This window comes from Rhodocyclus gracilis, assembly GCF_009617575.1.
Lineage (GTDB): Bacteria > Pseudomonadota > Gammaproteobacteria > Burkholderiales > Rhodocyclaceae > Rhodocyclus > Rhodocyclus gracilis.
The window spans coordinates 453233-476220 of sequence record NZ_WIXJ01000001.1; the positions used below are offsets into that span (position 1 = coordinate 453233).

23 protein-coding genes are annotated in these 22988 nt (G+C 65.2%); 10 read left to right on the forward strand and 13 right to left on the reverse strand.

Translation table 11 applies throughout. The features are described 5' to 3' along the window. The 5 genes from GHK24_RS02055 to GHK24_RS02075 are packed head-to-tail and all read right to left on the reverse strand — an operon-like array spanning position 1 to position 3933. Positions 1–1107 carry a hydrolase gene (locus GHK24_RS02055; RefSeq protein ID WP_153468172.1) on the reverse strand — a complete coding sequence of 369 codons (1107 nt, stop codon included), beginning with the start codon at positions 1105–1107 and terminating at the stop codon, positions 1–3. Beyond that, on the reverse strand, positions 1107–1550 hold the full coding sequence (locus tag GHK24_RS02060) for a YybH family protein (RefSeq protein WP_153468175.1): 444 nt from the start codon (positions 1548–1550) through the stop codon (positions 1107–1109). Before GHK24_RS02060 ends, GHK24_RS02055 begins: the two co-directional genes overlap by 1 nt. After that, entirely contained in the window at positions 1547–2728 is a 1182-nt protein-coding gene (waaF, locus tag GHK24_RS02065) for a lipopolysaccharide heptosyltransferase II (RefSeq protein ID WP_340666073.1), read from the reverse strand. The genes GHK24_RS02060 and waaF overlap by 4 nt, the downstream gene beginning before the upstream one ends. 30 nt (positions 2729–2758) lie before the next feature. Next, positions 2759–2992 (reverse strand): zinc-finger domain-containing protein, encoded by a 234-nt coding sequence (locus GHK24_RS02070; protein ID WP_153468178.1) that lies wholly within the window; start codon positions 2990–2992, stop codon positions 2759–2761. Positions 2993–3012: 20 nt separating this feature from the next. Next, positions 3013–3933: a branched-chain amino acid transaminase gene (locus GHK24_RS02075; RefSeq protein ID WP_153468180.1), complete on the reverse strand. Its 921-nt coding sequence runs from the start codon at positions 3931–3933 to the stop codon at positions 3013–3015. A 106-nt stretch (positions 3934–4039) separates the two neighbouring features. Here GHK24_RS02075 and GHK24_RS02080 point away from each other — a divergent pair, with 106 nt between their 5' ends. The 6 genes from GHK24_RS02080 (at position 4040) to GHK24_RS02105 (ending at position 9634) form a co-directional block, all read left to right on the forward strand. Next, complete coding sequence (locus GHK24_RS02080; protein WP_153468183.1) at positions 4040–4486, forward strand: NUDIX hydrolase; 447 nt, start codon at positions 4040–4042, stop codon at positions 4484–4486. Then, positions 4483–5199, forward strand: a complete 717-nt coding sequence (locus GHK24_RS02085; RefSeq protein ID WP_228384478.1) for a hypothetical protein — start codon at positions 4483–4485, stop codon at positions 5197–5199. The genes GHK24_RS02080 and GHK24_RS02085 overlap by 4 nt, the downstream gene beginning before the upstream one ends. Beyond that, positions 5189–6340 carry a tRNA 2-thiouridine(34) synthase MnmA gene (gene mnmA / locus GHK24_RS02090; protein WP_153468186.1) on the forward strand — a complete coding sequence of 384 codons (1152 nt, stop codon included), beginning with the start codon at positions 5189–5191 and terminating at the stop codon, positions 6338–6340. The genes GHK24_RS02085 and mnmA overlap by 11 nt, the downstream gene beginning before the upstream one ends. After that, positions 6337–7338 (forward strand): lysylphosphatidylglycerol synthase transmembrane domain-containing protein, encoded by a 1002-nt coding sequence (locus GHK24_RS02095; RefSeq protein WP_228384479.1) that lies wholly within the window; start codon positions 6337–6339, stop codon positions 7336–7338. The genes mnmA and GHK24_RS02095 overlap by 4 nt, the downstream gene beginning before the upstream one ends. 90 nt (positions 7339–7428) lie before the next feature. Then, positions 7429–8793: an FAD-binding oxidoreductase gene (locus tag GHK24_RS02100; protein ID WP_153468192.1), complete on the forward strand. Its 1365-nt coding sequence runs from the start codon at positions 7429–7431 to the stop codon at positions 8791–8793. A 103-nt stretch (positions 8794–8896) separates the two neighbouring features. Further along, positions 8897–9634: an SDR family oxidoreductase gene (locus tag GHK24_RS02105; protein WP_153468195.1), complete on the forward strand. Its 738-nt coding sequence runs from the start codon at positions 8897–8899 to the stop codon at positions 9632–9634. Positions 9635–9817: 183 nt separating this feature from the next. On the opposite strand, the gene GHK24_RS02110 is transcribed toward GHK24_RS02105, so the two are convergent. Then, complete coding sequence (locus GHK24_RS02110) at positions 9818–10426, reverse strand: glutathione S-transferase (RefSeq protein ID WP_153468198.1); 609 nt, start codon at positions 10424–10426, stop codon at positions 9818–9820. 163 nt (positions 10427–10589) lie between these two features. Between GHK24_RS02110 and purB the strand changes: the two genes are divergently transcribed. The 3 genes from purB (at position 10590) to GHK24_RS02125 (ending at position 12896) form a co-directional block, all read left to right on the forward strand. Further along, entirely contained in the window at positions 10590–11957 is a 1368-nt protein-coding gene (gene purB / locus GHK24_RS02115; RefSeq protein ID WP_194286352.1) for an adenylosuccinate lyase, read from the forward strand. Positions 11958–12056: 99 nt separating this feature from the next. Then, complete coding sequence (locus GHK24_RS02120; RefSeq protein WP_153468204.1) at positions 12057–12410, forward strand: DUF2322 family protein; 354 nt, start codon at positions 12057–12059, stop codon at positions 12408–12410. 15 nt (positions 12411–12425) lie between these two features. Further along, positions 12426–12896, forward strand: a complete 471-nt coding sequence (locus GHK24_RS02125) for a c-type cytochrome (RefSeq protein ID WP_153468208.1) — start codon at positions 12426–12428, stop codon at positions 12894–12896. A gap of 180 nt (positions 12897–13076) precedes the next feature. Here the strand turns inward: GHK24_RS02125 and GHK24_RS02130 are convergent, their stop codons facing one another. From GHK24_RS02130 to GHK24_RS02160, 7 genes are all read right to left on the reverse strand, one after another. Then, complete coding sequence (locus GHK24_RS02130) at positions 13077–13781, reverse strand: cytochrome b/b6 domain-containing protein (RefSeq protein ID WP_153468211.1); 705 nt, start codon at positions 13779–13781, stop codon at positions 13077–13079. A gap of 212 nt (positions 13782–13993) precedes the next feature. Further along, positions 13994–14938: a protein translocase subunit SecF gene (gene secF, locus GHK24_RS02135; protein WP_153468214.1), complete on the reverse strand. Its 945-nt coding sequence runs from the start codon at positions 14936–14938 to the stop codon at positions 13994–13996. A 12-nt stretch (positions 14939–14950) separates the two neighbouring features. Beyond that, on the reverse strand, positions 14951–16837 hold the full coding sequence (secD, locus tag GHK24_RS02140; RefSeq protein ID WP_153468217.1) for a protein translocase subunit SecD: 1887 nt from the start codon (positions 16835–16837) through the stop codon (positions 14951–14953). A 78-nt stretch (positions 16838–16915) separates the two neighbouring features. Beyond that, a complete protein-coding gene (gene yajC / locus GHK24_RS02145; RefSeq protein ID WP_153468220.1) occupies positions 16916–17248 on the reverse strand; it encodes a preprotein translocase subunit YajC in 333 nt (110 codons plus the stop codon). 91 nt (positions 17249–17339) lie between these two features. Beyond that, complete coding sequence (alaS, locus tag GHK24_RS02150; RefSeq protein ID WP_153468223.1) at positions 17340–19961, reverse strand: alanine--tRNA ligase; 2622 nt, start codon at positions 19959–19961, stop codon at positions 17340–17342. Positions 19962–20136: 175 nt separating this feature from the next. Then, positions 20137–20886: a glycerophosphodiester phosphodiesterase gene (ugpQ, locus tag GHK24_RS02155; RefSeq protein WP_340666074.1), complete on the reverse strand. Its 750-nt coding sequence runs from the start codon at positions 20884–20886 to the stop codon at positions 20137–20139. Next, on the reverse strand, positions 20883–22178 hold the full coding sequence (locus GHK24_RS02160) for an extracellular solute-binding protein (RefSeq protein ID WP_153468230.1): 1296 nt from the start codon (positions 22176–22178) through the stop codon (positions 20883–20885). The genes ugpQ and GHK24_RS02160 overlap by 4 nt, the downstream gene beginning before the upstream one ends. A 147-nt stretch (positions 22179–22325) precedes the next feature. Here GHK24_RS02160 and GHK24_RS02165 point away from each other — a divergent pair, with 147 nt between their 5' ends. Further along, complete coding sequence (locus GHK24_RS02165; protein ID WP_340642704.1) at positions 22326–22796, forward strand: hypothetical protein; 471 nt, start codon at positions 22326–22328, stop codon at positions 22794–22796. Positions 22797–22988 lie beyond the last annotated feature (192 nt).

Here is a 22988-nt window from a genome sequence, read left to right on the forward strand (position 1 = left end):
TCAGGTCCCGTAGCGAAAAAAAGAGAGAAGGCGACGCGGCAACCAGTCGAGATGGCCGGGAAAGGCACCGCTGACAAAACCGGCATGGCCGCCGGTGCGTGGAAAACAGCAGATCGTGCTCGGTCCGACCTGCGAGGCCAACGGCAATACATTGGCCGGCATGAAGGGGTCGTTCTGCGCGTTCACAAGCAAGGTTGGCACGCGGATCGCCGGCAGCCAGGGCTTGGCCGACGCCCGCTGCCAGTAATCGTCAGCGCTGGCAAAACCGTGCACCGGGGCGGTGTAGAGATCGTCGAACTCGTAGAGCGAGCGCGCCGCCGCGAGCTGTTGCGCGTCGATCCGCCCGGGAATGGCGCCCGGAAAGCGGTGCAGCTTTTCGGCGGCGGCGGCCTTTAGCGTATCGAGGAAATAGCGGGTGTAGACCTGATTGAAGCCACGTGCCAGATGGTGTCCGCAGGCGGCGAGATCCAGCGGCGCGCTGATGGCGGCGATGGCGGCAACGCGCGCAGACGCCCCCTCGCCACGCTCACCGGCCCATTTGAGGAGCGCATTGCCGCCAAGCGAAACGCCCGCCGCATAGCAGCGCCGACCGAGAAAGCGCGCGGCGATCCTCTCCAGAATCCACTCGATCTCGTCGCTATCGCCGGAGTGATAGGCACGCGGCTGCTGGTTCGGCTCGCCGGAACAACCGCGAAAGTGCGGCACCACGCCGCTCCAGCCGAGCGCCGTCAATGCCCGCATCAGGGTACGCGCATACGGACTGTCGGCGCTTCCCTCCAGGCCGTGAAAGAGGACGACGAGCGGCGGCAGGGCAGCCGCGTCGGCGGCAGGAAGCGTATAGGCCATAGCGCCCACGGGCGATGGCGCGGCACCAGAATCGGCGGCGGCCAGTCGCGCATCGCCTGCGGCGTCGAACCAGTCGACATCGATGAAATCGTCGTCGGGGGTTGCCCAGCGTTCCCGCCGGCGGAGCGAGGCAGCGAGGGGCGGCGGGACGATGAAGAGGGGATAGATCGTCTGCGTGTGCGCCCCGGGTAGCCAGGCGGGCGCCCGATAAGCGAGAGCGTGCGGGGCGACGCCCGCCGCCGGCGCGCCCGTCGCCAGCATCAGTGCAAGACCCGCTGCGCCAGTCCCGGCGCGCCCGTCTCGTCGCTATCGGGAAACTCGGCCGCCGCCGACGCGTGATGGGCCAGCAAGCGCCACCCATTCACGCCGCGCTGAAAGACGTTGGTCGCCAGCACGCAACTCTTCGGCGCCGGATCGTCCGCGGTGTAAAAAGTCTCGATGACGTGATGCACCGCCAGCAGCATGCTGGTCCAGTGCAGCGGCTGCGACAGGCGAACGGTGATGCGCGGCGTTGCCGCGAACAACGCCCGCCAGCGTTCGCGGATGGCCGCCGTACCTTCGAGACGGCGACCGTCGGGCAGCACGCAGACGATTTCTTCGTCGTCGGCCCACAACGCCATCAGTGCGTCGAGATCGGCGTGCGCAATCGCCTCGTAAAACGCGTTTTCGACGTCTTCGGGGCGCGCCAGCAAAGGCATGTTCATGCGAGTTCTCCCACCAAGGCGTGCGTCGCAAGCGCCGCCAGACAGGCCTTGAGCACGCGGTCGACATCCAGTTTGACGAGGCAATCGAGATGGCCGAGCGGACAGTCGCGCTTGAAGCAGGGACTGCACGGAAGACCAAGGCGCAGGACGGTTGCGCGTGGCGACAGCGGCGGCGTAAAGCCGGGCGACGACGATCCGTACAAAGCCACTTGCGACCGCCCCAGCGCAGCCGCGACATGCATCAGGCCGGAGTCGTTGCAGACGACCAGATCGGCCAGCGCGATGAGATCGATCGCCTGCGCGAGCGCGGTCGCTCCACACAAATTGCGCAGCGCGCCGTCTGCCGGCGGGGCGCCCGCCGCGCCGGCAGACGCCCGCCGTGCCGCATAAGCAGCCAACACGGTCTCGCCGATGGCGTGATCTTTCGCCGAACCGAGCAGCCAGACAGCGAATCCACGCGCGGTGAGTTCCTCCGCCAGGTGGGCGAAATGCTCGGCCGGCCAGCGTTTGGCCGGGCCGTACTCCGCGCCCGGGCAAAACACCGCCAAGCGCGTCGGCCGGGCAAGGCCAACCGCTGCCAGCGCCTCGGCCTGCTGCGCGGCCGACGACTCAAGCCGCGGCAAAGGCAGCGGACGCGGCAAAGGCGCACCTGGCGCCTCGGCAAGCTGCGCAAAGCGCTCCGCCATCTGCGGCAAGGCTTCGCCGTCGAGCGTATGCCGGCAATTCAATAGAATGAGCCGCGACTCGCCGGTGAAGCCGATGCGTTCGGGAATACCGGCAAAGAAAGGCACCAGCGCCGATTTCAGCGAATTCGGCAAGACGTAGGCGCGCGCATAGCCTTCCGCCGCCAGACGCCGGCCAAGGCGTCGCCGTTCGCCAATCGCCAGCGCGCCGTGGGCAAAGGGGTTGTCGAAAATACGGGAGATTTGCGGCATGCGTGCCAACACCGGCGCCGTCCACGGCGGGGCCAGCGCGTCGATGACAAGGCCGGGAGTACGTTCCTGCAAGCGCGCCAACAAGGGCTGCGCCAGCACGGTGTCGCCGATCCATGCCGGAGCGACCAGCAGCGCACGGAGGGCGCGCAGCCCCGGAGTAGCGCTCTGTGGCGCAACGACGGCGGCCGGCGACTCGTCGCCGCCGCACGACGGTGCATCCGCCCGTTCAACGCTTGCGTTCACACCTGCCTCCTGGCGCCAGGGCGCGGCGCCTCAATGGCGCTTGGGCGCCTCGCCCGTGAAAATGTAGTGGGCGCTACAGTAGGGGCAGGTCACCTCGCCCGTCGTCGTCACGTCGAGGAATACGCGCGGATGACGCGCCCAGAGCGGCGCGCCGGGGCGGGGACAGGTCAGCGGCAGATCCGCCGCGCCGAGCGGCACAACGCGCTCGGCATCGGCGGGCGCCTCCTGGGCGGCGGAGGGAGGAGTACGTTCCGTTTCGCTCATGAGGGAGGCCCGCCGGCAGGTCAGACGTACGCCAGCCAGTCTTCGTGCTGCGCCGCACGGCCGTGGACGCAGTCGAAGAACAGGGCTTGCAGGCGCTCGGTGATCGGACCACGACGGCCGGTACCGATCTGACGGTTATCGAGTTCGCGAATCGGCGTGACTTCAGCGGCCGTGCCGGTGAAGAAAGCCTCGTCGGCACAGTAGACCTCGTCGCGCGTGATGCGCTTTTCAATCACCGGAATACCCAGTTCGCCCGCCAGCTGGATGATCGAGGCACGCGTGATGCCCTCCAGACAGGCCGTCAGATCCGGCGTGTAGAGCTTGCCCGCCTTGACGATGAAGATGTTCTCGCCGGAGCCTTCGGCGACGTAGCCGTCGACGTCGAGCAGGATGGCTTCGTCGTAACCGTCCGTCGCGACTTCCTGATGCGCGAGGATCGAGTTGGTATAGGTGCTCACCGATTTGGCGCGGCACATGTTCACATTCACATGGTGCCGGGTGAAGGACGAGGTGCGCACGCGGATACCGCGTTCGAGACCATCGGCGCCAAGGTAAGCACCCCACGGCCAGGCAGCGACGGCGACGTGAACGCTGAGCGTCTTCGCCGAAATGCCCATCGCCTCGGAGCCGTAGAAAATGATCGGGCGGATATAGCAGGACTCCAGCGCATTGGCACGCACCACGGCTTTTTGCGCTTCCATCAGCGTATCCCGGTCGAAGCCGACCTTCATCTGGAAGATCTTGGCCGAGTTGAGCAGACGCTCGGTGTGCTCGCGCAAGCGGAATACCGCCGTGCCTTGCTCCGCCTTGTAAGCGCGTACACCTTCAAAAACACCCATGCCGTAATGCAGGGTGTGCGTCAGGACGTGGGTCGTCGCCTCACGCCAGGGCACCATTTCTCCGTCGTACCAGATGAAACCGTCGCGATCCGCCATCGACATCTTGTTTTTCTCCGTTCGCCACAAAATAGAGGGGGAAATTCTAGCCGATTTTGCCCCCCGGTTGGCGGTAAAATGGCCGCTTTCCCTAGCAAGTACGCCATTTGTCATGATCTGGAAACCGCATGTCACCGTCGCCGCCGTGGTCGAGCGCGACGGAAAATTCCTGCTTGTCGAAGAGCATACCGACGACGGGATCGGCTTCAACCAGCCGGCAGGACACCTCGAATGCAAGGAGTCGCTGATCGACGCCGTCGTGCGCGAAACGCGCGAAGAAACGCGCTACGACTTCGCGCCGCGCTCGCTCGTCGGCGTCTATAACTGGCGCAACGACGCTCGCGATCTCACGTATCTGCGCTTCACCTTCGCCGGCGAAATCGTCGGCTTCGATCCGGCGCGCGCGCTGGACGACGGTATCATCGCCGCGCACTGGCTGACGCTCGAAGAAATCCGGGCCTGCCGCGCGCAGCATCGCAGTCCGCTGATCCTGCGCTGTATCGAAGACTGGATCGCTGGCCAACGGCATCCGCTGAGCCTGCTGACTCACTTCGCATGAAACCGTCGGCCGCCTCGTCGCGCCCGTTTTCGAGCACGTTTTGGCGCCCGCTTTCGCCGCTCTCTCTGCCAGCATCCCTGCGGCGACGTTTCTGGCCGTTACCGCTTCTCCTGGCGGCTCTGGCGCTGCTCGCTGGCACTGCCTTCGCCGACAGTGCCTTCGCCGGCGAGGCGATTTCGGTGTGCTACAACTACGGCTGTCTGGTGCAAAGCGAGGTCGTTTTCAGCAAACAAAACCTCACCCGCGTCGGCGAATTGCTGGGCGATGCGCGCACGCCGGAGCACGAACGCGCCCTCATCGGCGTGGCGGTCGGCTGGCTGCTCGGCATCGCCGGCAAGCAGACGCCAATCTTCGCCGACCGGGCGGGCAATTTTGCCGATGACGGCGTCGAGGGGCGTATGGACTGCATCGACCACTCGACGACAACGACGCGCCTGCTGCGCCTCTTCGAGCGGCACCGCTGGCTGCATTTTCATCGCGTACTCGAACCCGCGCGGCGCACGCGCGGACTGATTTTTGACCACTACTCGGCGCAGATCGAGGAGATCACGCCGCCACCGATGTGCACCTCGGCCAACGAGGCACCGACGGTGTCGGACGACGCCATGTCGCGACGCTACGTCGTCGATAGCTGGTATGTAGATAATGGACAGCCCGTGCCCGTACTGGCGCGGCAACGCTGGCAGGATGGAGAAGGACCGGATGGCGACTGAACACGAATTTCCCCAGGCAGAAAGCATTGAACCGGGCGACGGCCGTACCGTCGTCGTCGGCCTTTCCGGCGGCGTCGACTCGTCGGTCGCCGCCTTGCTCCTGAAGCAGCGCGGCTGGCGGGTTGTCGGCATGTTCATGAAAAACTGGGAAGACGACGACGACGAGGAATACTGCTCGTCGCGGCAGGATCTGATCGACGTCATGAGCATCGCCGACCACCTCGGCATCGACGTCGAGGTCGTCAATTTCGCCAAGGAATACAAGGAGCGCGTATTCGCCGAGTTCCTCCGCGAGTACGCCGCCGGTCGCACGCCCAACCCGGACGTGCTGTGCAACTCGGAAATCAAGTTCCGCGCTTTCCTCGACCACGCACTGACGCTCGGCGCCGAGAAGATCGCCACCGGCCACTATGCCGGCGTGCGCACCGACCCGGCCGGCAGCGGTCGCGTGCAACTACTCAAGGCCGAAGACGCCAGCAAGGATCAGAGCTACTTCCTGCACCGCCTGAATCAGGCGCAGCTGTCGAAAACCCTCTTTCCGCTGGCCAGCATCTACAAGCGCGAGGTGCGCAAAATCGCCGCCGCCGCCGGCCTGCACGTTGCGGTGAAGAAAGACTCGACCGGCATCTGCTTCATCGGCGAGCGGCCGTTCAAGGAATTCCTGATGCGCTACCTGCCGCCGCAACCCGGCGAGATCCGTGCGCTCGACGATGAGCGTGTGCTCGGCACGCACGACGGCATGACCTATCACACCATCGGCCAGCGCAAAGGCCTGCATATCGGTGGCCGCAAGGACGGCAAAGGCGCCGCCAGCGGCGAGCACGAAGCCTGGTTCGTCGCCGCCAAAGACATTGCGCGCAACATCCTGTACGTCGTCCAGGGTCACGACCACCCGGCCCTGCTGCGCCACGACCTGAAGATCGACCAACTCTCCTGGGTCGCCGGAGAGGCGCCGCATCCGGCCTGGGTCTACACCGCGAAAACGCGCTATCGCCAGGACGACGCGGCCTGTGCCATCAGCCAGATCGACGGCGAACGCTGCACCCTCGATTTCGCCGAAGCGCAATGGGCGGTCACCCCCGGTCAGTCGGCCGTGCTCTACGAGAGCCGCGTCTGCCTTGGCGGCGGCATCATCGTTTGACCGCGCCAAACGCACGCGACACGGGCAGCTCGCGCCCAAAAGAGGGTTGCGGGGCCGATGCCGCGCGCCCCACGGGCACGCGCGGGCTGCCGGTACGCGCCGCTCTGGCCAGCGTCGCGCTGGCGGCACTCGGCTATCTGGCCCTTTCGCTATGGGCGGGCTGGCGCGATGTCGTTGCCGGCATCGACGCCGTCGGGCCACTCGTCCTCGCCGGCTTGCTGGCGCTCTCCCTCGCCAACTACCTGCTGCGTTTCGTGCGCTGGGGGCGGTACCTGTCGCTGCTCGACGCGCCGGTGCCCTGGCGCATCAACCTGCCCGTCTACTTCGCCGGCTTCGCGCTGACGACAACGCCGGGCAAGCTCGGCGAAACGCTGCGCTCGGCACTGCTGAAGCCGCACGGCGTGCCACCACCGGCGAGCCTCGCCGCCTTTTTCGCCGAGCGCGCAAGCGACTTGCTGGCCGTCATCACCATCACCTCGTTTGGCTTATGGTCCTACGCGCCGGCGCGTCCAGCCGTTGCCGCCGGGCTGGCGCTCGTTCTCGTCGCGCTGATCGGCGTGCAGTCGACGCGACTGATCGCCGCTATCGACCGCCGTGCGAGCGCGCATCCGCACGCGCTGGCCAAGCTCGTCGTCCGACTCTGCGAAATCGTCCTGCACTTTCGTCGCTGCTTCCGCCTGCCAGCCATGAGTATGGGGCTGGCCTTCGGCATCGCCGCCTGGCTGGCGGAGGGTATCGGCTTCTGGTGGCTGCTCGCCGCCCTCGGCCAGCCGCTGCCGCTGGCCGACGCCGTCTTCATTTACGCATTCGCCATGCTCGTTGGCGGCCTCTCGTTCCTGCCCGGTGGCCTCGGCGGTAGCGAAGCGGTGATGATCGGCCTGCTGACCCTGCACGGCCTGCCCGATGCCAGCGCCGTCACCGCCACCCTCATCTGCCGACTGGCTACCCTGTGGTTCGCCGTCGCCATCGGCGCCGTTTTCCTCTCCCGTCAGCGCTGACGCACTCGCCATGACGCACCGCCTCTCTGCCACTTCCGTCCCCTCCCCGACCTCGCGCCGCCACGGCCAAACTGCCCGCAGGAGCGACGCATGGCACTGAATTCCTGGGGGCGCCTGCCGAGCCTACCGGCGGCGCAGGAGATTCCCTGGCGCCAGCGCGATGACGCTCTGCCCGAGCTGCCGATTCCCCTGCTCGCCTTCGGCAATGGGCGTAGTTACGGCGATTCCTGCCTCAACAGCGACGGTGCCCTGCTGCTCACGCGCGGCACCGACCGTTTTATTTCGTTCGACGCCGCCCCGACCACGCGAGGCAACCCGACGCCGGCAACGCCAGCAACCCATCCCACCCCAGCGCACACGCAAGTCACCGCCACCGATGGCGACAGCGCCTATCTGCGCTGCGAGGCAGGTGTTTTGCTGGCTGACATCATCGAGGTTTTTCTGCCGCGCGGCTGGTTCCTGCCGGTGACGCCCGGCACGCGCTTCGTCACCGTCGGCGGCGCCATTGCCAACGACGTGCACGGCAAGAACCACCACCGCGCCGGCAGCTTCGGCGCGCATGTGCGAAGCTTCGAGCTGCTACGCTCGGACGGCTCGCGCCGGGTCTGTTCGCGCCATGAAAACGCCGACTGGTTCGCCGCGACAATTGGCGGACTCGGCCTCACCGGGCTGATCACCTGGGCGGAGATCGAATTGCGTCGCGTCGACAGCGACGGCCTCACGGTGGAAAACACCCGCTTTCATGGCCTCGACGAGTTTTTCGCCCTCAACGGCGAGGCCGAAGCGGCGTATGAATACGCGGTCGCCTGGATCGACTGCCTCGCCAAAACACCCCGAGGCATCTTCATGGCCGCCGACCACGCACCCGCCGGCAGTCGCGCCAGAACGCCGGGCAAAGCGAAACGCGCGCCGTTCACTCCGCCGCTGTCGCCGGTCAACACGGCAAGCCTCAGCCTCTTCAACCAGGCGTACTACCACCGCCCCCTGCCGTCGCGCGGGCTGACGCACCTGTTGCCGTTTTTCTACCCACTCGATGGCATACTCGACTGGAACCGCCTCTACGGCCGGCGCGGCTTCTATCAGTACCAATGTGTCGTCCCGCGCGCCGCACGCGCCGCCATCGACGAGATGCTGCACGCCATCGCTGCCAGCGGGCAGGGCTCGCTGCTCGCCGTGCTGAAAACCTTCGGCCACGACGCGTCACCCGGCATGCTCTCGTTCCCCATGGAAGGGACCACCCTCGCGCTCGATTTTCCCGACCAAGGCGAAGCCACGCAGGCGCTCTTTGGCCGCCTCGATGCCATTGTCGCGTCCGCCGGCGGCCGTCTCTATCCGGCCAAGGACGCGCGCATGCCCGCCTATCTTTTCCGGCAGGGCTACCCGCAGTTCGACGCCTTCGGCCGCTTTGTCGACCCACGCTTTTCCTCAAATTTCTGGCGCCGCATCAGCGCGTAGGCGCCACCGCAAAGTCTCGGCCAACCACTTAGCCACCCGCTTTCGGCCCACGACGCCCGCCACCCACACACGCCACCGACCGCACTTCTCACCGGACCTTCGTATGCAGAACATCCTCATCATCGGCGCCACCTCCGCCATTGCCGAAGCCAGCGCACGACGCTTTGCGGCGCGTGGCGACGCGCTTTTTCTCGTCGCCCGCGACCCCGTGCGTCTTGAGCACATCGGCGCCGACCTGCGCCTGCGTGGCGCCGCGCGCGTCGCCACCTTCGTCATGGACGCCACCGACAGCGCCGCGCATCCGGCGATGCTCGACGCGGCCGAACAGGCGCTGGGCGGCATCGATGTCGCCCTGATCGCGCACGGCACGCTGCCCGACCAGAAAGCCTGCGAAGCGTCGGTCGAACTCACGCTGGCGACCCTCGCTGTCAATGGCACCTCGGTCATCGCACTGGCGACCCTCATCGGCGCGCGCTTCGAAGCACGCAAGACCGGCGTGCTGGCCGTCATCGGCTCCGTCGCCGGCGACCGCGGACGCGCCAGCAACTACGTCTATGGCACAGCCAAGGGAATGGTCGACATCTTCATGCAGGGGCTGCGCCACCGCCTGAGCAAAAGCGGTGCGCAAGCACTGCTCATCAAGCCCGGCTTTGTCGATACGCCGATGACGAGCAGTTTCAAGAAGGGGGCACTGTGGGCGCAGCCTGACACCATCGCGCGCGGCATCGTCGCGGCGATCGAGGCGCGGCGTGACGTGGTTTACCTGCCGGGATTCTGGCGCTGGATCATGCTGATCATCCGCCACATCCCCGAGCGGATTTTCCAGCGCACCTCGCTATAAGCCGCGCATGCGAAAGACCGCGCGCAGCACGCCTTAGCCCCAAGGGGCGTAAGGCCGACGAAGTCGGCAACAGCGAAGAGTGAAAGCCGCAACGCCGGGCGGCAAACGAAACCCCGCGACACCCCGCCGGCGAACAAACCACCAAAGGCGCTATTGCGAGCGGGAGCGATGCGGCGGCGGGAGCTATTCGCTCGGTACGGTATCGATGAAGCTCTGACGCTGCATCAGCTTGTCGTACAGGCGACCGAGGTTGGCGTGCGTCTCACGCCACTCAATCTCGGGGAAGCGGAAGGCGAGGTAACCCAGCGTCGCGCCGGTGGCGATATCGGCAAGCGAGAAGTGCGTGCCCATACACCAGGCGTCTTCGCCGAGCTGTTCGGCCATGAAGGCCAGGCCGCGATCGATCTTCTCTTTCTGACGGGCGATCCAGGCGGCATCGCGATGCGCCTCGGGGCGCTTGCGCTCAAGGAAAATCAGCGCAGCCGCATCCGCCACACCATCCGCCAGCGCTTCCCAGCGCTTCACTTCCGTACGCTCACGATTCGGCGCCGGCATCAGCTTGTTGTTCGGCGTCACATTGTCGAGGCATTCGACGATGACACGCGAATCAAACAGCACCGTCTCGTCGTCCAGCACGAGCGCAGGAATCTTGCCCAGCGGATTGGCGTCGGCGACATGATTACCCGGCACCCAGGGGGATTCGATGGCGAACTCGACCTCGATCTTCTTTTCTGCGAGGACGACGCGCACCTTGCGGGCGAAAGGACTGGTCAGCGATCCGATGAGCTTCATTGGTTTCCAAGAATAGTGAGGCGCGCCAATTATAGCATTGCCGGGCCGACGGGCCTTGGCGGGCGCAGAGTGTGCGTTGGGCGCGGGGCCGCGTGCGGCGAGTGCGCCGCCCAACCGGCGCGCTGAGGTAAAATTACGGCTTACCCCCGAAAGGATGCAATCCATGCACGAGAGTTCCCTGACGTCGCTATCGCCACTGGACGGCCGTTACGCGTCCCGCCTGGACGCCCTGCGCCCGCAGTTTTCCGAATACGGTCTGATCCGGCGGCGTCTGCAAGTCGAAATCGCGTGGTTGAAGGCGCTCTCCGCCGAGCCCGCTTTTGCCGAAATTCCGCCTTTCTCTGCCGCCACGCTGGCCGCGCTCGACGCGCTGGTCGACGGTTTCGGCCCGGCCGAGGCCGCTGAAGTCAAGGCCATTGAGGCGACGACCAACCACGACGTCAAGGCGCTGGAATACTGGATCAAAGGCAAGCTCGCCGATAACGCCGAAGTGACGCGCGTCGGCGAATTCATCCATTTCGCCTGTACGTCCGAAGACATCAACAACCTGTCGCACGGCCTGATGCTCAAGGCGGCGCGCGACGAAACCATGCTGCCGGCACTGACCGCGCTGATCAACCGGCTGAAGACGCTGGCGCACGAATACGCAGCCGTGCCGATGATGGCACGCACGCACGGCCAGCCGGCAACGCCGACGACCATCGGCAAGGAGATGGCCAACGTCGCCTGGCGCCTCGACCGCGCACGCATGCGCATCGAATCCGTCAGCCTGCTGGGCAAGATCAATGGCGCGGTCGGCAACTACAACGCCCACCTCGCCGCCTATCCGGATTTCGACTGGGAGACTTTCGCCCGTCGCTTCGTCGAATCGCTGGGGCTGGAATTCAACCCCTACACGATCCAGATCGAACCGCATGACTCGATGGCCGAACTCTTCGACGCCCTCGCCCGCGCCAACTCGATCCTGATCGACCTCGACCGTGACGTCTGGGGCTACATCTCGCTCGGCTTCTTCAAGCAAAAGGTCAAAGCGGGCGAAATCGGCTCGTCGACCATGCCGCACAAGGTCAATCCGATCGACTTCGAGAATTCCGAAGGCAACCTCGGTATCGCCAACGCCGTGCTGCACCACCTCGCCGAAAAGCTGCCGATCTCCCGCTGGCAGCGCGACCTCACCGATTCGACCGTTCTGCGCAACATGGGCGTCGCCTTCGGCTACACCCTTCTTGGCTACGACTCACTCAGCCGCGGCCTCGGCAAACTCGAGATCGACGCCGAACGCATGCGCGCCGACCTCGACGCCAACTGGGAACTCCTGGCCGAGCCGATCCAGACCGTCATGCGCCGCTACGGCATCGCCAACCCGTACGAGAAGCTCAAGGAACTGACGCGCGGCCAGCGCGTATCGCGTGAGCGCATGCAGGCCTTCGTCCAGTCGCTGGAGATCCCCGACGCCGCGCGCGCCGAACTGCTGCGCCTCACGCCGTGGGACTACACCGGCAAGGCCGAAGAACTCGCCCGCCGCATCTGAGTCGAGACGACGGCAGGCCGAACGACGCGTTCCGGCTTGCCGAATTCCCCGCCACCGTGCCAAGCGCGTGGCGGCGACCAACGCCTTCGAGAAATTCCCATGAGTACGTTTCAGGACAACCTCAAGAAGCTGCCCGGCATTTCGCATCTGGCGGCGATTGACCTCTTCGACAGCGAGGGCGCAGCCGTCGCACGCATCGAAAATCAGCCCGGCCAATCGGGCTCGCTCACGCTCTACAACTACTTAGCGCAGATCTACGGTGCGATCACCCCGGAAGCCGCCGCACGGGGCGTCGAACTGTATGCCGAACACAGCGAAGACGCGCGCGCCCACCCCGGCAAACACCCGAACATCGACCGGCTTTTCAGCCTCGTCGCCGAGGCGAAGACCCTACGCATGAAACATGTATTTCACGACGATGGTGTAGTATCGTTTCGTCGTAGCAAGCCCTGAAACAACGGAGGAAAAATGAAAAAAGCATTCACCGCACTCATCACCGGCGCTACCCTCGCCGCCGTCGCTGGCGCTGCCTTTGCCGAGCCGGCCAAGAGCGAAGACCTCATCAAATGGCGTCAATCCGCCTATCAGGTTCTGCACTGGAACATGGACCGCCTGAAGGCCAACATCGACAGCCCGCAGTACAACAAGGACGACGGCATCAAGGCCGCCAACACCATCGCTGCCATCGCCAACTCCGGCATGGGTTCGCTCTTCGCCGCCGGCACCGAAACGGGCAAGGGCTGGCATCCGACCAGCGTCAAGCCGGCGTTCTTCACCGACGGCAAGAAGGTGGGCGAAGTCGCCGTTGCCTTCAACAAGGAAGCCAACGAACTGGCCAAGGTCGCCGCCACTGGCGACGCGGCAGCCGTCAAAGCGCAGTTCGGCAAGGTCGGCCAAACCTGCAAGGCCTGCCACGACGATTTCCGTCGCAAGGACTAAGCACTCGCTGGAGTCGTTGCCGCTACGCCGGCAACTCATCCATGAAAATGGCCGCCCGATGGGCGGCCATTTTTGTTGGCGGTCGGCGAGGACAGAGAGTACCGACATAGCGATGGAGGCGGACGCAACGCGAATGGCGCGTCCTCCCGGCCTCCCGCAACACCTCGCGCTATCAGCGACCTACCAGGAAGGCGCCGCCGGGGCAGTCACCGCCGGCGCGGGTGGCGGCGGGGGCAACAAGGCGCCAGAGGCGGCGTACACCGCTGCCAGGGCGATCGCCAGTGCGACGACGAAGGCAACCACACCGCCGCCCTTGGCCGACTCGCCAGCACCTTCCGGCACGTCTTTCCAGCCGGTGATCATCGGCAGCACGAGGTTGTTCTTCTTCACGCGCTTATAAAAGATGATGGCCGCCACGTGCAGCGCGATAAAGGCGATGAGCACGTTGCCAGCGAGCGAATGCAGACCGCTGATGGTGTCGCTCAGATCCTTGCCGACGAGATCGAAGAGCGGGCCACGAAACGCGATATCGTCGTTACTGAAGAGGCCGCCCAAGGCCTGCGCCAGCACCAGCGCCAACAGCGCAAAGGCCGACAAAGCGCCGACCGGGTTATGACCCAGACCATGCCACTGTCCGCGCAGATACGCGGCTATCGATGCCGGCGAGGGGAAAAACTGCGCAAAGCGCGCATACGTCGAGCCGACGAAGCCCCAGACGAGACGGAAGACGACCAGACCGACAATCGCCAGACCGAACTTGCCATGCCATTCGATGGCATTGCCGCCGATCTCGCCACTGACGAGCGCGGCGCTCACGAGCGCAAACAGTGACCAGTGAAAAATCCGGGTCGGTAAATCCCAGAGCTTGATACGTCGAATCGTCATACGTCACTCCTGGCGATGAAGAGACGACAACGCCGCCGGCGTGGTGTGCGCCCGCGGCGTGCCGTCAAACGTTAGTGGCGATCCACGGCTGGCAATCGCCGAAAGGCGTCCGGCGCGTCGCCGGACGAAAAAGCGCGAACGTCCTGCACGAACACGCGACGCGTACGTCAGGCGCCAACGATCGGCGCGAACTCCGAGTGCCGGACGTCGGTTTAGACGACGGCGCCGTCCTCGTTCGCGCCTTCGATCTTGCGCTTGGGCTTGACGAACTGATCACGCGACACGCCAAGCCACATCACCAGCGGGCTGGCGACGAGGACGGAGGAATAGATACCGAAGCAGATACCAATCGTCAGCGCCAGCGCGAAGTTGTGTAGGGTCTCGCCGCCGAAAACGAGCATCGACAGTACCATCATCTGCGTCGAACCGTGCGTGATGATCGTCCGCGAGATGGTGCGCGTGATGGCGTGGTCGATTACCTGCGGCGTCGTCAACCCCCGCGACTTCTTGAACGTCTCGCGCACGCGGTCGAAGACGACCACCGACTCGTTTACCGAATAGCCAAGCACGGCCAAGACCGCTGCCAGCACGGAGAGCGAAAACTCCCAGCGGAAGAAGGCGAAGAAGCCAAGAATGATGATCACGTCGTGCAAGTTGGCGACGATCGCCGCCACCGAGAAACGCCATTCGAAGCGGAAGGCCAGATAAACGACGATGCCGATGACGACGAGCAGCAGGGCCAGAGCGCCGTTCTCGGCAAGCTCGCGACCGACTTGCGGGCCGACGAATTCGACGCGGCGCAAGGTCGCGCCCGGCGCATCGGCGTCCAGCGCGGCCATGACGGCTTCACCGGCCTTGGCCGTCGGCTGGTCGGCCTTGAGCGGCAGACGAATCAGCACGTCGTGGCTGGAACCGAAGTTCTGCACCGCCGTATCGTTATTGCCGGCTTTGGTCAGCGCGTTGCGGATCTTTTCGAGATCGGCGGTCTGGGCGTAATTGACTTCGACCAGCGTCCCGCCGGTGAACTCGATCGACAGGTTCAGGCCATTCCAGAAAAGGAAAAATACAGCGGCAACGAAAGTCACCAGCGACACCCCGTTGAACACCAGGGCATGGCGCATGAACGGGATGTCTTTGTGGATGCGGAAGAATTCCATGTTCGCGCTCCCTTATTTGACCGTGGCCGTCGTGGCAGCGGTCGGCGTCTTGGGCTTCCAGACTTGACCGATGGACAGCGACACCAGGCGGCGACGTCCGCCGTAGATGAGGTTAACCAGCGAGCGCGAGACCACCACCGACGAAAACAGCGAGGTGAGAATGCCCAGGCAATGCACCACCGCAAAACCGCGAACCGGCCCGGAACCGAAGATGAGCAGCGCCACCCCGGCAATCAATGTCGTCACGTTCGAGTCGAGAATGGTGCCAAAGGCGCGCTCATAGCCGGCCGTGATGGCCGCCGCCGGCGTCATGCCGTTGCGCAACTCTTCACGCACCCGCTCGTTGATCAGCACGTTGGCGTCAATCGCCATCCCCAGCGTCAGGGCAATAGCGGCGATCCCCGGCAGTGTCAGCGTCGCCTGCAAGAGCGACAGCAGGGCGATGAGGAAGAGCAGATTCGCCGCCAGCGACAGCACGGAGACCACGCCAAACAGCAGGTAGTAGGAGGCCATGAAGACGGCGATGGCGGCAAAGCCCCACAGCGTCGAATTGAAGCCCTTCTTGATGTTATCGGCGCCGAGGCTCGGACCGATGGTGCGTTCCTCGATAATTTCCATCGGCGCCGCCAGCGAGCCGGCGCGCAGCAGCAGCGCCGTGTCGTTGGCCTCGACGCTGCTCATGCGTCCGGAAATCTGCACGCGGCCACCGCCGATTTCGGTGCGGATCACCGGCGCCGTGATCACCTCGCCTTTGCCCTTCTCGATGAGCAGGATAGCCATGCGCTTGCCGACGTTTTCACGCGTCACATCCTTGAAAATGCGCGCGCCCGCCGAGTCAAGCGTCAGGTGCACCGCCGGCTCCTGCGACTGGGAGTCGAAGCCCGGCTGCGCGTCGGTCAGGCGTTCGCCGGTCAGCATCACCTGCTTCTTCACCAGCAGCGGCTTGCCGCCGCGTTCGACATAGAGTTCGGTACCGAACGGCACCTGACCGGCCTGCGCCGCTTCCAGCGCGCCCGGCGTGTCGTCGACCATGCGGATTTCGAGCGTCGCCGTACGGCCGAGAATGTCCTTGGCCTTCGCCGTATCCTGCACCCCGGGCAGCTGCACGACGATGCGGTCGGCGCCTTGTTGCTGAATCACCGGCTCGGCGACGCCGAGTTCGTTGATCCGGTTGTGCAGCGTCGTCATGTTCTGCTTGAGCGCGAAATCCTGAATGCGCTTGATTGCTTCCGGACGCATCGTCGCGAGAAGCTTGAGATCGTCGCCTGCCCCTTGATCGGTCAGCTGCAAATCCGGTTGCGATTCGCTCAGCGCGACGCGGGCACGATCACGCGTTTCGGTGTCGCGGAAGCGCACCACCAGTCGCTCGCCTTCACGCGTGATACCGGCGTGACGAATGTTCTTGTCGCGTAGGAAACCGCGCAGATCGGCCGACAGCGCATCGAGGCGCTTGGTCAGCGCGCCTTGCATATCGACCTGCAAGAGGAAGTGCACACCGCCGCGCAGATCGAGGCCGAGATACATCGGCAAAGCGCTCAGGCTGGTCAGCCATTGCGGCGAACTCGACAACAGGTTGAGGGCGACGACGTATTGCGCGTTTTCCGGATCGGGATTGAACTCCTTCTCCAGCACATCACGCGCCTTCAACTGCGAGTCGGCGTCATGGAAACGCACCTTGACGCCAACCGGGTCGAGGAACAGACCGTCGTTGGTCAGTGACGCCGCTTTCAGGGTCGATTCGACGCGATCCAGCGTCTGAGGATCGACCTTGAGCGTTGCCTTGACGCTCGACACCTGCACAGCCGGCGATTCGCCGAAGAAATTCGGCAGGGTGTAGACGAAGCCGATCAATAGCGCGACGACGACGGTAACGTACTTCCAGAGCGGATAGCGATTCATGGCCTGCGACGGAATGGGTGACGAGACGAAAGCGGGACGAAAGCAAAACGACGCGAACCGAAGGTCCGCGTCGCCGGCTTACAGACTCTTCAGCGTGCCCTTCGGCAACACGAGTTGCACAGCGGTCTTCTGCACCTGGATTTCGACACCTTCCGAAACTTCCAGAGCGATATAGGCCTCACCAACCTTGGCAACCCGGCCGGCAACGCCGCCCTGGGTGACGACCTCATCGCCTCTGGCCAAGGCTTCGACCAGCGCCTTGTGTTCCTTGGCGCGCTTCATCTGCGGGCGCACCATCAGGAAGTACAGGACGATGAACATGAGGACGATCGGCAGGATCTGCATCAATCCTCCGGTCGGATCGGTGGCGGCAGCAGCGGCTTGTTGTGCGTAAGCTGAACTGATCAGCAAGGTGTTCTCCCTGAGCTAAACCGATGAAATGAGAGGGTGCATTGTAGCACCCTCGAAAATGCGTCACCCGGCAGGTGCGCCGGGGCCACGATCAGAGACGCGACTCCAGCCACTCGGCGACGGAAGCCAGCGCTACCGGCAGCTTTGCCGGATCGTTGCCGCCGGCCTGCGCCAGATCGGGACGACCGCCGCCCTTGCCGCCGACCTGCTGCGCGACGTGATTGACGAGATCGCCGGCGCGTACGCGCTTGACGAGATCAGGCGTCACCGCCGCGATCAGCGTCACACGTGCGTCAGCCACCGCGGCGAGGACGACCGCCGCGCTGCGCAGGCGGTCGCGAAGCTTGTCGGCGAGTTCGCGCAGCGTGACCACGTCGGCGCCGTCGATCTCGGCCGCAAGAACGCGCACGCCCTTGATGTCGGCGGCCTGCGCGGCGAGCGTGTCGCCCTGGCTGGCGGCCAGCTTCGACTTCAAGCGGGCGACTTCCTTTTCCAGCGCGTGCGCGTGCTCGAGCGCCTGCGCGATCTTGCCCGGCAGCTCGGCTACCGGCGACTTGAACGCTGCCGCCGCCTCGCCGAGCAGGGTGCTCTGCTGCTGCACCCAGGTCAGCGCGCGCTCGCCGGTGATCGCCTCGACGCGACGCACGCCGGCAGCGACACCGCTTTCAGCGACGATCTTGAACAAGCCGATATCGCCGGTGCGCGCGACGTGCGTGCCGCCGCACAATTCCTTCGACGAACCGATGGTCAGCACGCGCACTTCGTCGCCGTACTTCTCGCCGAAGAGCATCATCGCGCCGGTCTTCTGCGCCGATTCGATGTCCATCACGCTGGCGTCGGTGGCGACGTTGGCGAGGATTTCGGCGCTCACCAGCGCTTCGACACGGCGGATTTCGTCGTCGGACAGCGGTGCATTGTGCGCAAAGTCGAAGCGCGTGCGCTCGGCGTCGACCTGCGAGCCCTTCTGCTGCACGTGGCCGCCGAGCACTTCGCGCAGCGCCTTGTGCATCAGGTGCGTTGCCGAGTGGTTGCGCATCGTCTGCGCGCGCGCCGGGATGTCGACACGCGCCGACACGCCATCGGCGAGCGTCAGCGTGCCGGTGCGGACGATGCCGTGGTGGCCGAACACCGACGCCTGAATCTTCTGCGTGTCTTCGACGGCGAAAATGCCCTGCGCCGAACGCAGTTCGCCGCGGTCGCCGACCTGACCGCCGGATTCGGCGTAGAACGGCGTCTCGTCGAGGACGACGACGCCAAGATCGCCTTCGCGCAGCTCATTGACCGGCGCGCCGTCCTTGTACAGCGCGAGGATCTTGCCCTTGCATTCGAGCTGCTCGTAGCCGTGGAAAGTCGTCGCCGGGCCGTCGTATTCGAGGCCGGCCGCCATGCGGAACTTGCCGGCGGCACGCGCCTGCTCCTTCTGCCGGGCCATCGCCGCGTCGAAAGCGGCGGCGTCGACCGTGACGTTGCGCTCACGACAGATGTCGGCGGTCAGATCGAGCGGGAAACCGTAGGTGTCGTGCAGCTTGAACGCCGTTTCGCCGTTGAACACCTTGCCGCCACCGGCGGCCAGCGCGGCGAGTTCGCCTTCGAGGATCGCCATGCCGTGCTCGATCGTCTCGAAGAAGCGCGTTTCCTCCTGACGCAGCACCTCGGCAATGCGCGCCTGGCCTTGCACCAGTTCCGGATAGGCCGCGCCCATTTCGGCGACCAGATCGGGAACAAGTTTGTGGAAGAAGGCGGCGCGCGCGCCGAGCTTGTAGCCGTGGCGGATGGCGCGGCGGATGATGCGGCGTAGCACGTAGCCGCGGCCTTCGTTGCCGGGAATGACGCCGTCGGCGATGAGGAAGGAACAGGCGCGGATGTGGTCGGCGAGCACCTTCAGCGACGGGCTGTCCATGTCGGCGGCACTGGTTTCTCGCGCCGCCGCCTTGATCAGCGCCTGAAAGAGGTCGATCTCGTAGTTGCTATGCACGTGCTGCAGCACCGCCGAGATGCGCTCGAGGCCCATGCCGGTGTCGACCGACGGCTTCGGCAGGCGATGCATGACGCCGGCCTCGTCGCGGTTGAACTGCATGAAAACGTTATTCCAGATCTCGATGAAGCGGTCGCCGTCTTCGTCGGGCGATCCCGGAGGGCCGCCCCAGATGTGCTCGCCGTGGTCGTAGAAAATCTCGGAGCACGGGCCGCAGGGGCCGGTGTCGCCCATCATCCAGAAATTGTCGGAAGCGTAGCGCGCGCCCTTGTTGTCGCCGATGCGCACGATCTTCTCGGCCGGAACGCCGACTTCCTTGTGCCAGATGTCGTAGGCTTCATCGTCGTCGGCGTAAACCGTGACCATGAGCTTTTCCTTCGGCAGCTTGTACACCTCGGTGAGCAGCTCCCACGCGTACTTGATCGCGTCGCGCTTGAAGTAGTCGCCGAAGCTGAAATTGCCCAGCATCTCGAAGAAGGTGTGGTGACGCGCGGTGTAACCGACGTTCTCGAGGTCGTTGTGCTTGCCACCGGCGCGAACGCATTTCTGCGAGGTGGTGGCGCGCGTGTAGGGACGCTTGTCGAAGCCGAGGAAGACGTCCTTGAACTGGTTCATCCCGGCGTTGGTGAACAGCAGCGTCGGGTCTTCGTGCGGCACCAGCGAACTGGAAGCGACAATCTGGTGCCCCTTGGAGGCGAAGAACTGGAGGAACTGCTCGCGAATTTCAGCGCTTTTCATCGTAGGCGGACCGGCAGGTCAGGAGGGATTCGGAAAGGCGCGATTCTAGCATCGAAAACCCAGCCCTCCCGACCGGCGCCAGTCGCGCACCGCCCGACTGGCAAGGCGGCATGATGCCCGGCGCGCATGACCGTTGCGTTAATCGTTGCCAAGAGAGGCGACCGAGAGCGCCGCTTCAGCTCGGGCGCCGCGCCAACAGATCCGGACGGTCGGAAAAAACCGCCGCCACACCGCGCGACCAGCACTGCGCGGCAAGTTCGCGGCCATTCACCGTGTAGCAAAGCACCGGCACACCGGCTTCGCGCGCCTCGGCGAGAAAGCCCTCAGCGACGGCCTCGGCCGCGCAATGCACGCTGAACGCGCCGAGACGATCCGCCTGCGCCCGCCAGTCGGCGGGTGGCCGATGCCACAAACACGCCAGCGGCAAAAGCGGGACCGCCTGCCGTGCGGCCAGCAGTGCTTCGAAAGAAAAGGAAGAAACCAATGGCAAGGGCGCACCCTGCCAGAGCGCCGCAATCTCTGCCGCAACGCAGGCGCCCGTTGTCGCCTCACTCCCGTCGGCGGGCTTGATTTCCACGTTGGCAACGAGCGCCAAGGCGCGACACAGGGCTGCGGCCGCAGCAAGCGTCGGCAAGGGCTCACCGGCGAAGGAAGGGTGATGACGGACGCCCGCATCGAGAGAGGCGAGAACGTGGTCAGGCGTCGCCGCGACGCGGCCATGGCCAGTCGTTGTCCGCTCCAGCGTCGCGTCGTGAATCAGCCAGGGCGTGCCGTCAGCGGAGAGCGTGACGTCAAACTCGACGGCACGAAAGCCGGTGAGCGCAGCAACGCGCAGACCGGCCAGGGTATTCTCCGGCGCCAGCGCGCCACCACCGCGATGCACGAAGCACCTCGGCAACGCCCACGCTGGCGCCGGACGAATCACAACGGCGAGGCGCGCAAGGCTTGCGGCAGCACCACGTTACCGCGCTCGACCGCATCGTCGAGCGCCGCCTTGGCCGGCTTGCGGTTTGCCCACACCGCTTCCAGTTCTTCCTCGACGATCATGCGCACCGGCTCGATCTGCGACACACGCAGCGTGCGTTGGGCGCTCTTGCCCTGCAGCTGGCGCATGGCCACGTCAACGCCGGCCACATCGCCACCGAGCAAGCGGCTGCTCACGGCGGCCCGCGCCGCCGGCGTCATCGGCAGGAAGCCGCCGTTACGCGTCAGCGCGACCTGCACATCCGGCGCCATCAGGAACTTGACGAAGCTCGCCGCGCCCTTGTACTCGGCCGGCTTGTGACCACCGCCAACCCACAGCGAGGCACCATCGGCGAGTGTTTGCTGCGGTGCGCCGCGCACGTCGTCATAGTAAGGCAGCGCCGACACGCCTACCTCGAGGCCCGGCTTGTCGCGCAACGTCGCGTACAGCGCCGACCCACTCGTCAACATGCCGCATTCGCCTTCGGCAAAGCGCTGATCGGCCTCATCGCGGCGACCGAAGTAGACGAAGAAACGGCTCTTGTACCAGCTGTTGAGCATGGCGATGTGCTTGATCTGCACCAGCCCGTTGAACGCCAGGCGCCCGCGGCTATCGGCCACTTCGGCGCCATTCCAGGCGCTGGCATTGTCGATATGCACCCACGCCGGCCAGGAGGTCGTGTAGGGACAGCGGCTTCCCGCGTCGAAAAGCTTGTCGGCCGCCTGCTGCACCTCCCACCAGGTATGCGGCGGCGTCTCCGGATTGAGGCCCGCCTTGCGGAAGAGCGCCTTGTTGTAGAAGAGCACCGGCGTCGACAGGGCGACCGGCAAGGCCATCAGACGGCCTTTCGAGTCGGCCACGCCAACACGCAGTTCCGGCGACAGGCGCGCGCTGTCGAGCGGCTCCTTCGCATCGCGCAGGACTTCAAACAGCGGCTTGAAGCGAGCGCGATTGGCAACGAAGTGCGAGAGATCCTCGCGCGTCGCCAAATTAAGGAGCGTCGGCGACGCCCCTTCAGTGCTGCGCACCAGATGCAGATGGAACTCCTTCTGCGTGGCATTAAAACGGTCGACGACCGGCTCGAGACGTTCGGCTTGCGCCTCGTCGAGCTGGTGCGAGAGTTCAATTTCGGTCGGCACCGCCGGTGCAACCGGACGCGGCGTTTTGGCGGCCGTCTTCGACGCTGCCTGCGCGGTACCCACCGCGACGCATGCGCTCAAGACCAGGCACGACAACAAAGAGGTAGTACGCATTGACACTCAACTCCTCGGAAACGAACAGGCGGCGATTATAGACCCCGAAAAAGCCCCTCCCGGCGCGAACTGCAATGCCGGAGAGGCACCCGCCGGCGCGTTTACGGTTACAATTCCGCGCACATTCAAGACGAAAGCGCGATTCCCGTGACCCAACGGACGTCACCTTCCTGGCACCGGTTTATTTTCGCCATCCCTGTACTGATCGGCCTGAGCGGCGTGCTGAGCGGCTGCGATCAGGTGCAGCAAAAGCTCGGGATTGAAGACTCCGCCGCCAAAGCGGCCCGCAGCGAAGCCGAAGGCAAGGCGGTCGGCAGCGCCTGCCGCCAATCCGGGCGCGCCATCGAAGACTGCTACTCGATCTACTCGTGGCTGCCGAAAGCGCCGATTTTCGAAGGCTGGCGCGACATGGACGCATACATGCGCGAAAACAAGCTGGAGACGATCACGCCGCAACTGCCGCCGCCGTCCCCCCCTGAAACCGGGAAGAAGAAAAAACCGAAACCCGCCCCTGACGCCGAGGCAGCAACAGCTGCCGCCCCGGCCGGCGACAAGCCTGCGGAGAAGCCGGCAGAGGGTGCCGCAGACAAGGCGCCCGTCGCCAGCGAGAAGCGCTGACGCCCGCCCGGCGGCGGCGGCGCGCGAGTCGCAGGCCGCGACGTGCCGACGTGCGACTCGCGATGCGCCCCTCTGTGGCCAGTTTGCCAGATGACACGAGACACCGGCGCCAGCCCGTCGCCAGCATCGCCCATTGGCGCTCCCGCACGGGTCTGGCGAGGCTATTCCCCCGCCAGAGGCAGGGCGGACGTG

Bases quoted from the DNA above. Each gene is read 5' to 3' on its own strand.
- GHK24_RS02100 (WP_153468192.1), top strand. From the start codon at position 7,429: ATGGCACTGAATTCCTGGGGGCGCCTGCCGAGCCTACCGGCGGCGCAG.
- GHK24_RS02105 (WP_153468195.1), top strand. From the start codon at position 8,897: ATGCAGAACATCCTCATCATCGGCGCCACCTCCGCCATTGCCGAAGCC.
- GHK24_RS02075 (WP_153468180.1), bottom strand. From the start codon at position 3,933: ATGTCGATGGCGGATCGCGACGGTTTCATCTGGTACGACGGAGAAATG.
- GHK24_RS02055 (WP_153468172.1), bottom strand. From the start codon at position 1,107: ATGCTGGCGACGGGCGCGCCGGCGGCGGGCGTCGCCCCGCACGCTCTC.
- GHK24_RS02080 (WP_153468183.1), top strand. From the start codon at position 4,040: ATGATCTGGAAACCGCATGTCACCGTCGCCGCCGTGGTCGAGCGCGAC.
- GHK24_RS02130 (WP_153468211.1), bottom strand. From the start codon at position 13,781: ATGACGATTCGACGTATCAAGCTCTGGGATTTACCGACCCGGATTTTT.
- GHK24_RS02085 (WP_228384478.1), top strand. From the start codon at position 4,483: ATGAAACCGTCGGCCGCCTCGTCGCGCCCGTTTTCGAGCACGTTTTGG.
- secF (WP_153468214.1), bottom strand. From the start codon at position 14,938: ATGGAATTCTTCCGCATCCACAAAGACATCCCGTTCATGCGCCATGCC.
- GHK24_RS02160 (WP_153468230.1), bottom strand. From the start codon at position 22,178: ATGCGTACTACCTCTTTGTTGTCGTGCCTGGTCTTGAGCGCATGCGTC.
- purB (WP_194286352.1), top strand. From the start codon at position 10,590: ATGCACGAGAGTTCCCTGACGTCGCTATCGCCACTGGACGGCCGTTAC.
- GHK24_RS02125 (WP_153468208.1), top strand. From the start codon at position 12,426: ATGAAAAAAGCATTCACCGCACTCATCACCGGCGCTACCCTCGCCGCC.
- GHK24_RS02110 (WP_153468198.1), bottom strand. From the start codon at position 10,426: ATGAAGCTCATCGGATCGCTGACCAGTCCTTTCGCCCGCAAGGTGCGC.
- alaS (WP_153468223.1), bottom strand. From the start codon at position 19,961: ATGAAAAGCGCTGAAATTCGCGAGCAGTTCCTCCAGTTCTTCGCCTCC.
- GHK24_RS02070 (WP_153468178.1), bottom strand. From the start codon at position 2,992: ATGAGCGAAACGGAACGTACTCCTCCCTCCGCCGCCCAGGAGGCGCCC.
- GHK24_RS02060 (WP_153468175.1), bottom strand. From the start codon at position 1,550: ATGAACATGCCTTTGCTGGCGCGCCCCGAAGACGTCGAAAACGCGTTT.
- secD (WP_153468217.1), bottom strand. From the start codon at position 16,837: ATGAATCGCTATCCGCTCTGGAAGTACGTTACCGTCGTCGTCGCGCTA.
- mnmA (WP_153468186.1), top strand. From the start codon at position 5,189: ATGGCGACTGAACACGAATTTCCCCAGGCAGAAAGCATTGAACCGGGC.
- GHK24_RS02120 (WP_153468204.1), top strand. From the start codon at position 12,057: ATGAGTACGTTTCAGGACAACCTCAAGAAGCTGCCCGGCATTTCGCAT.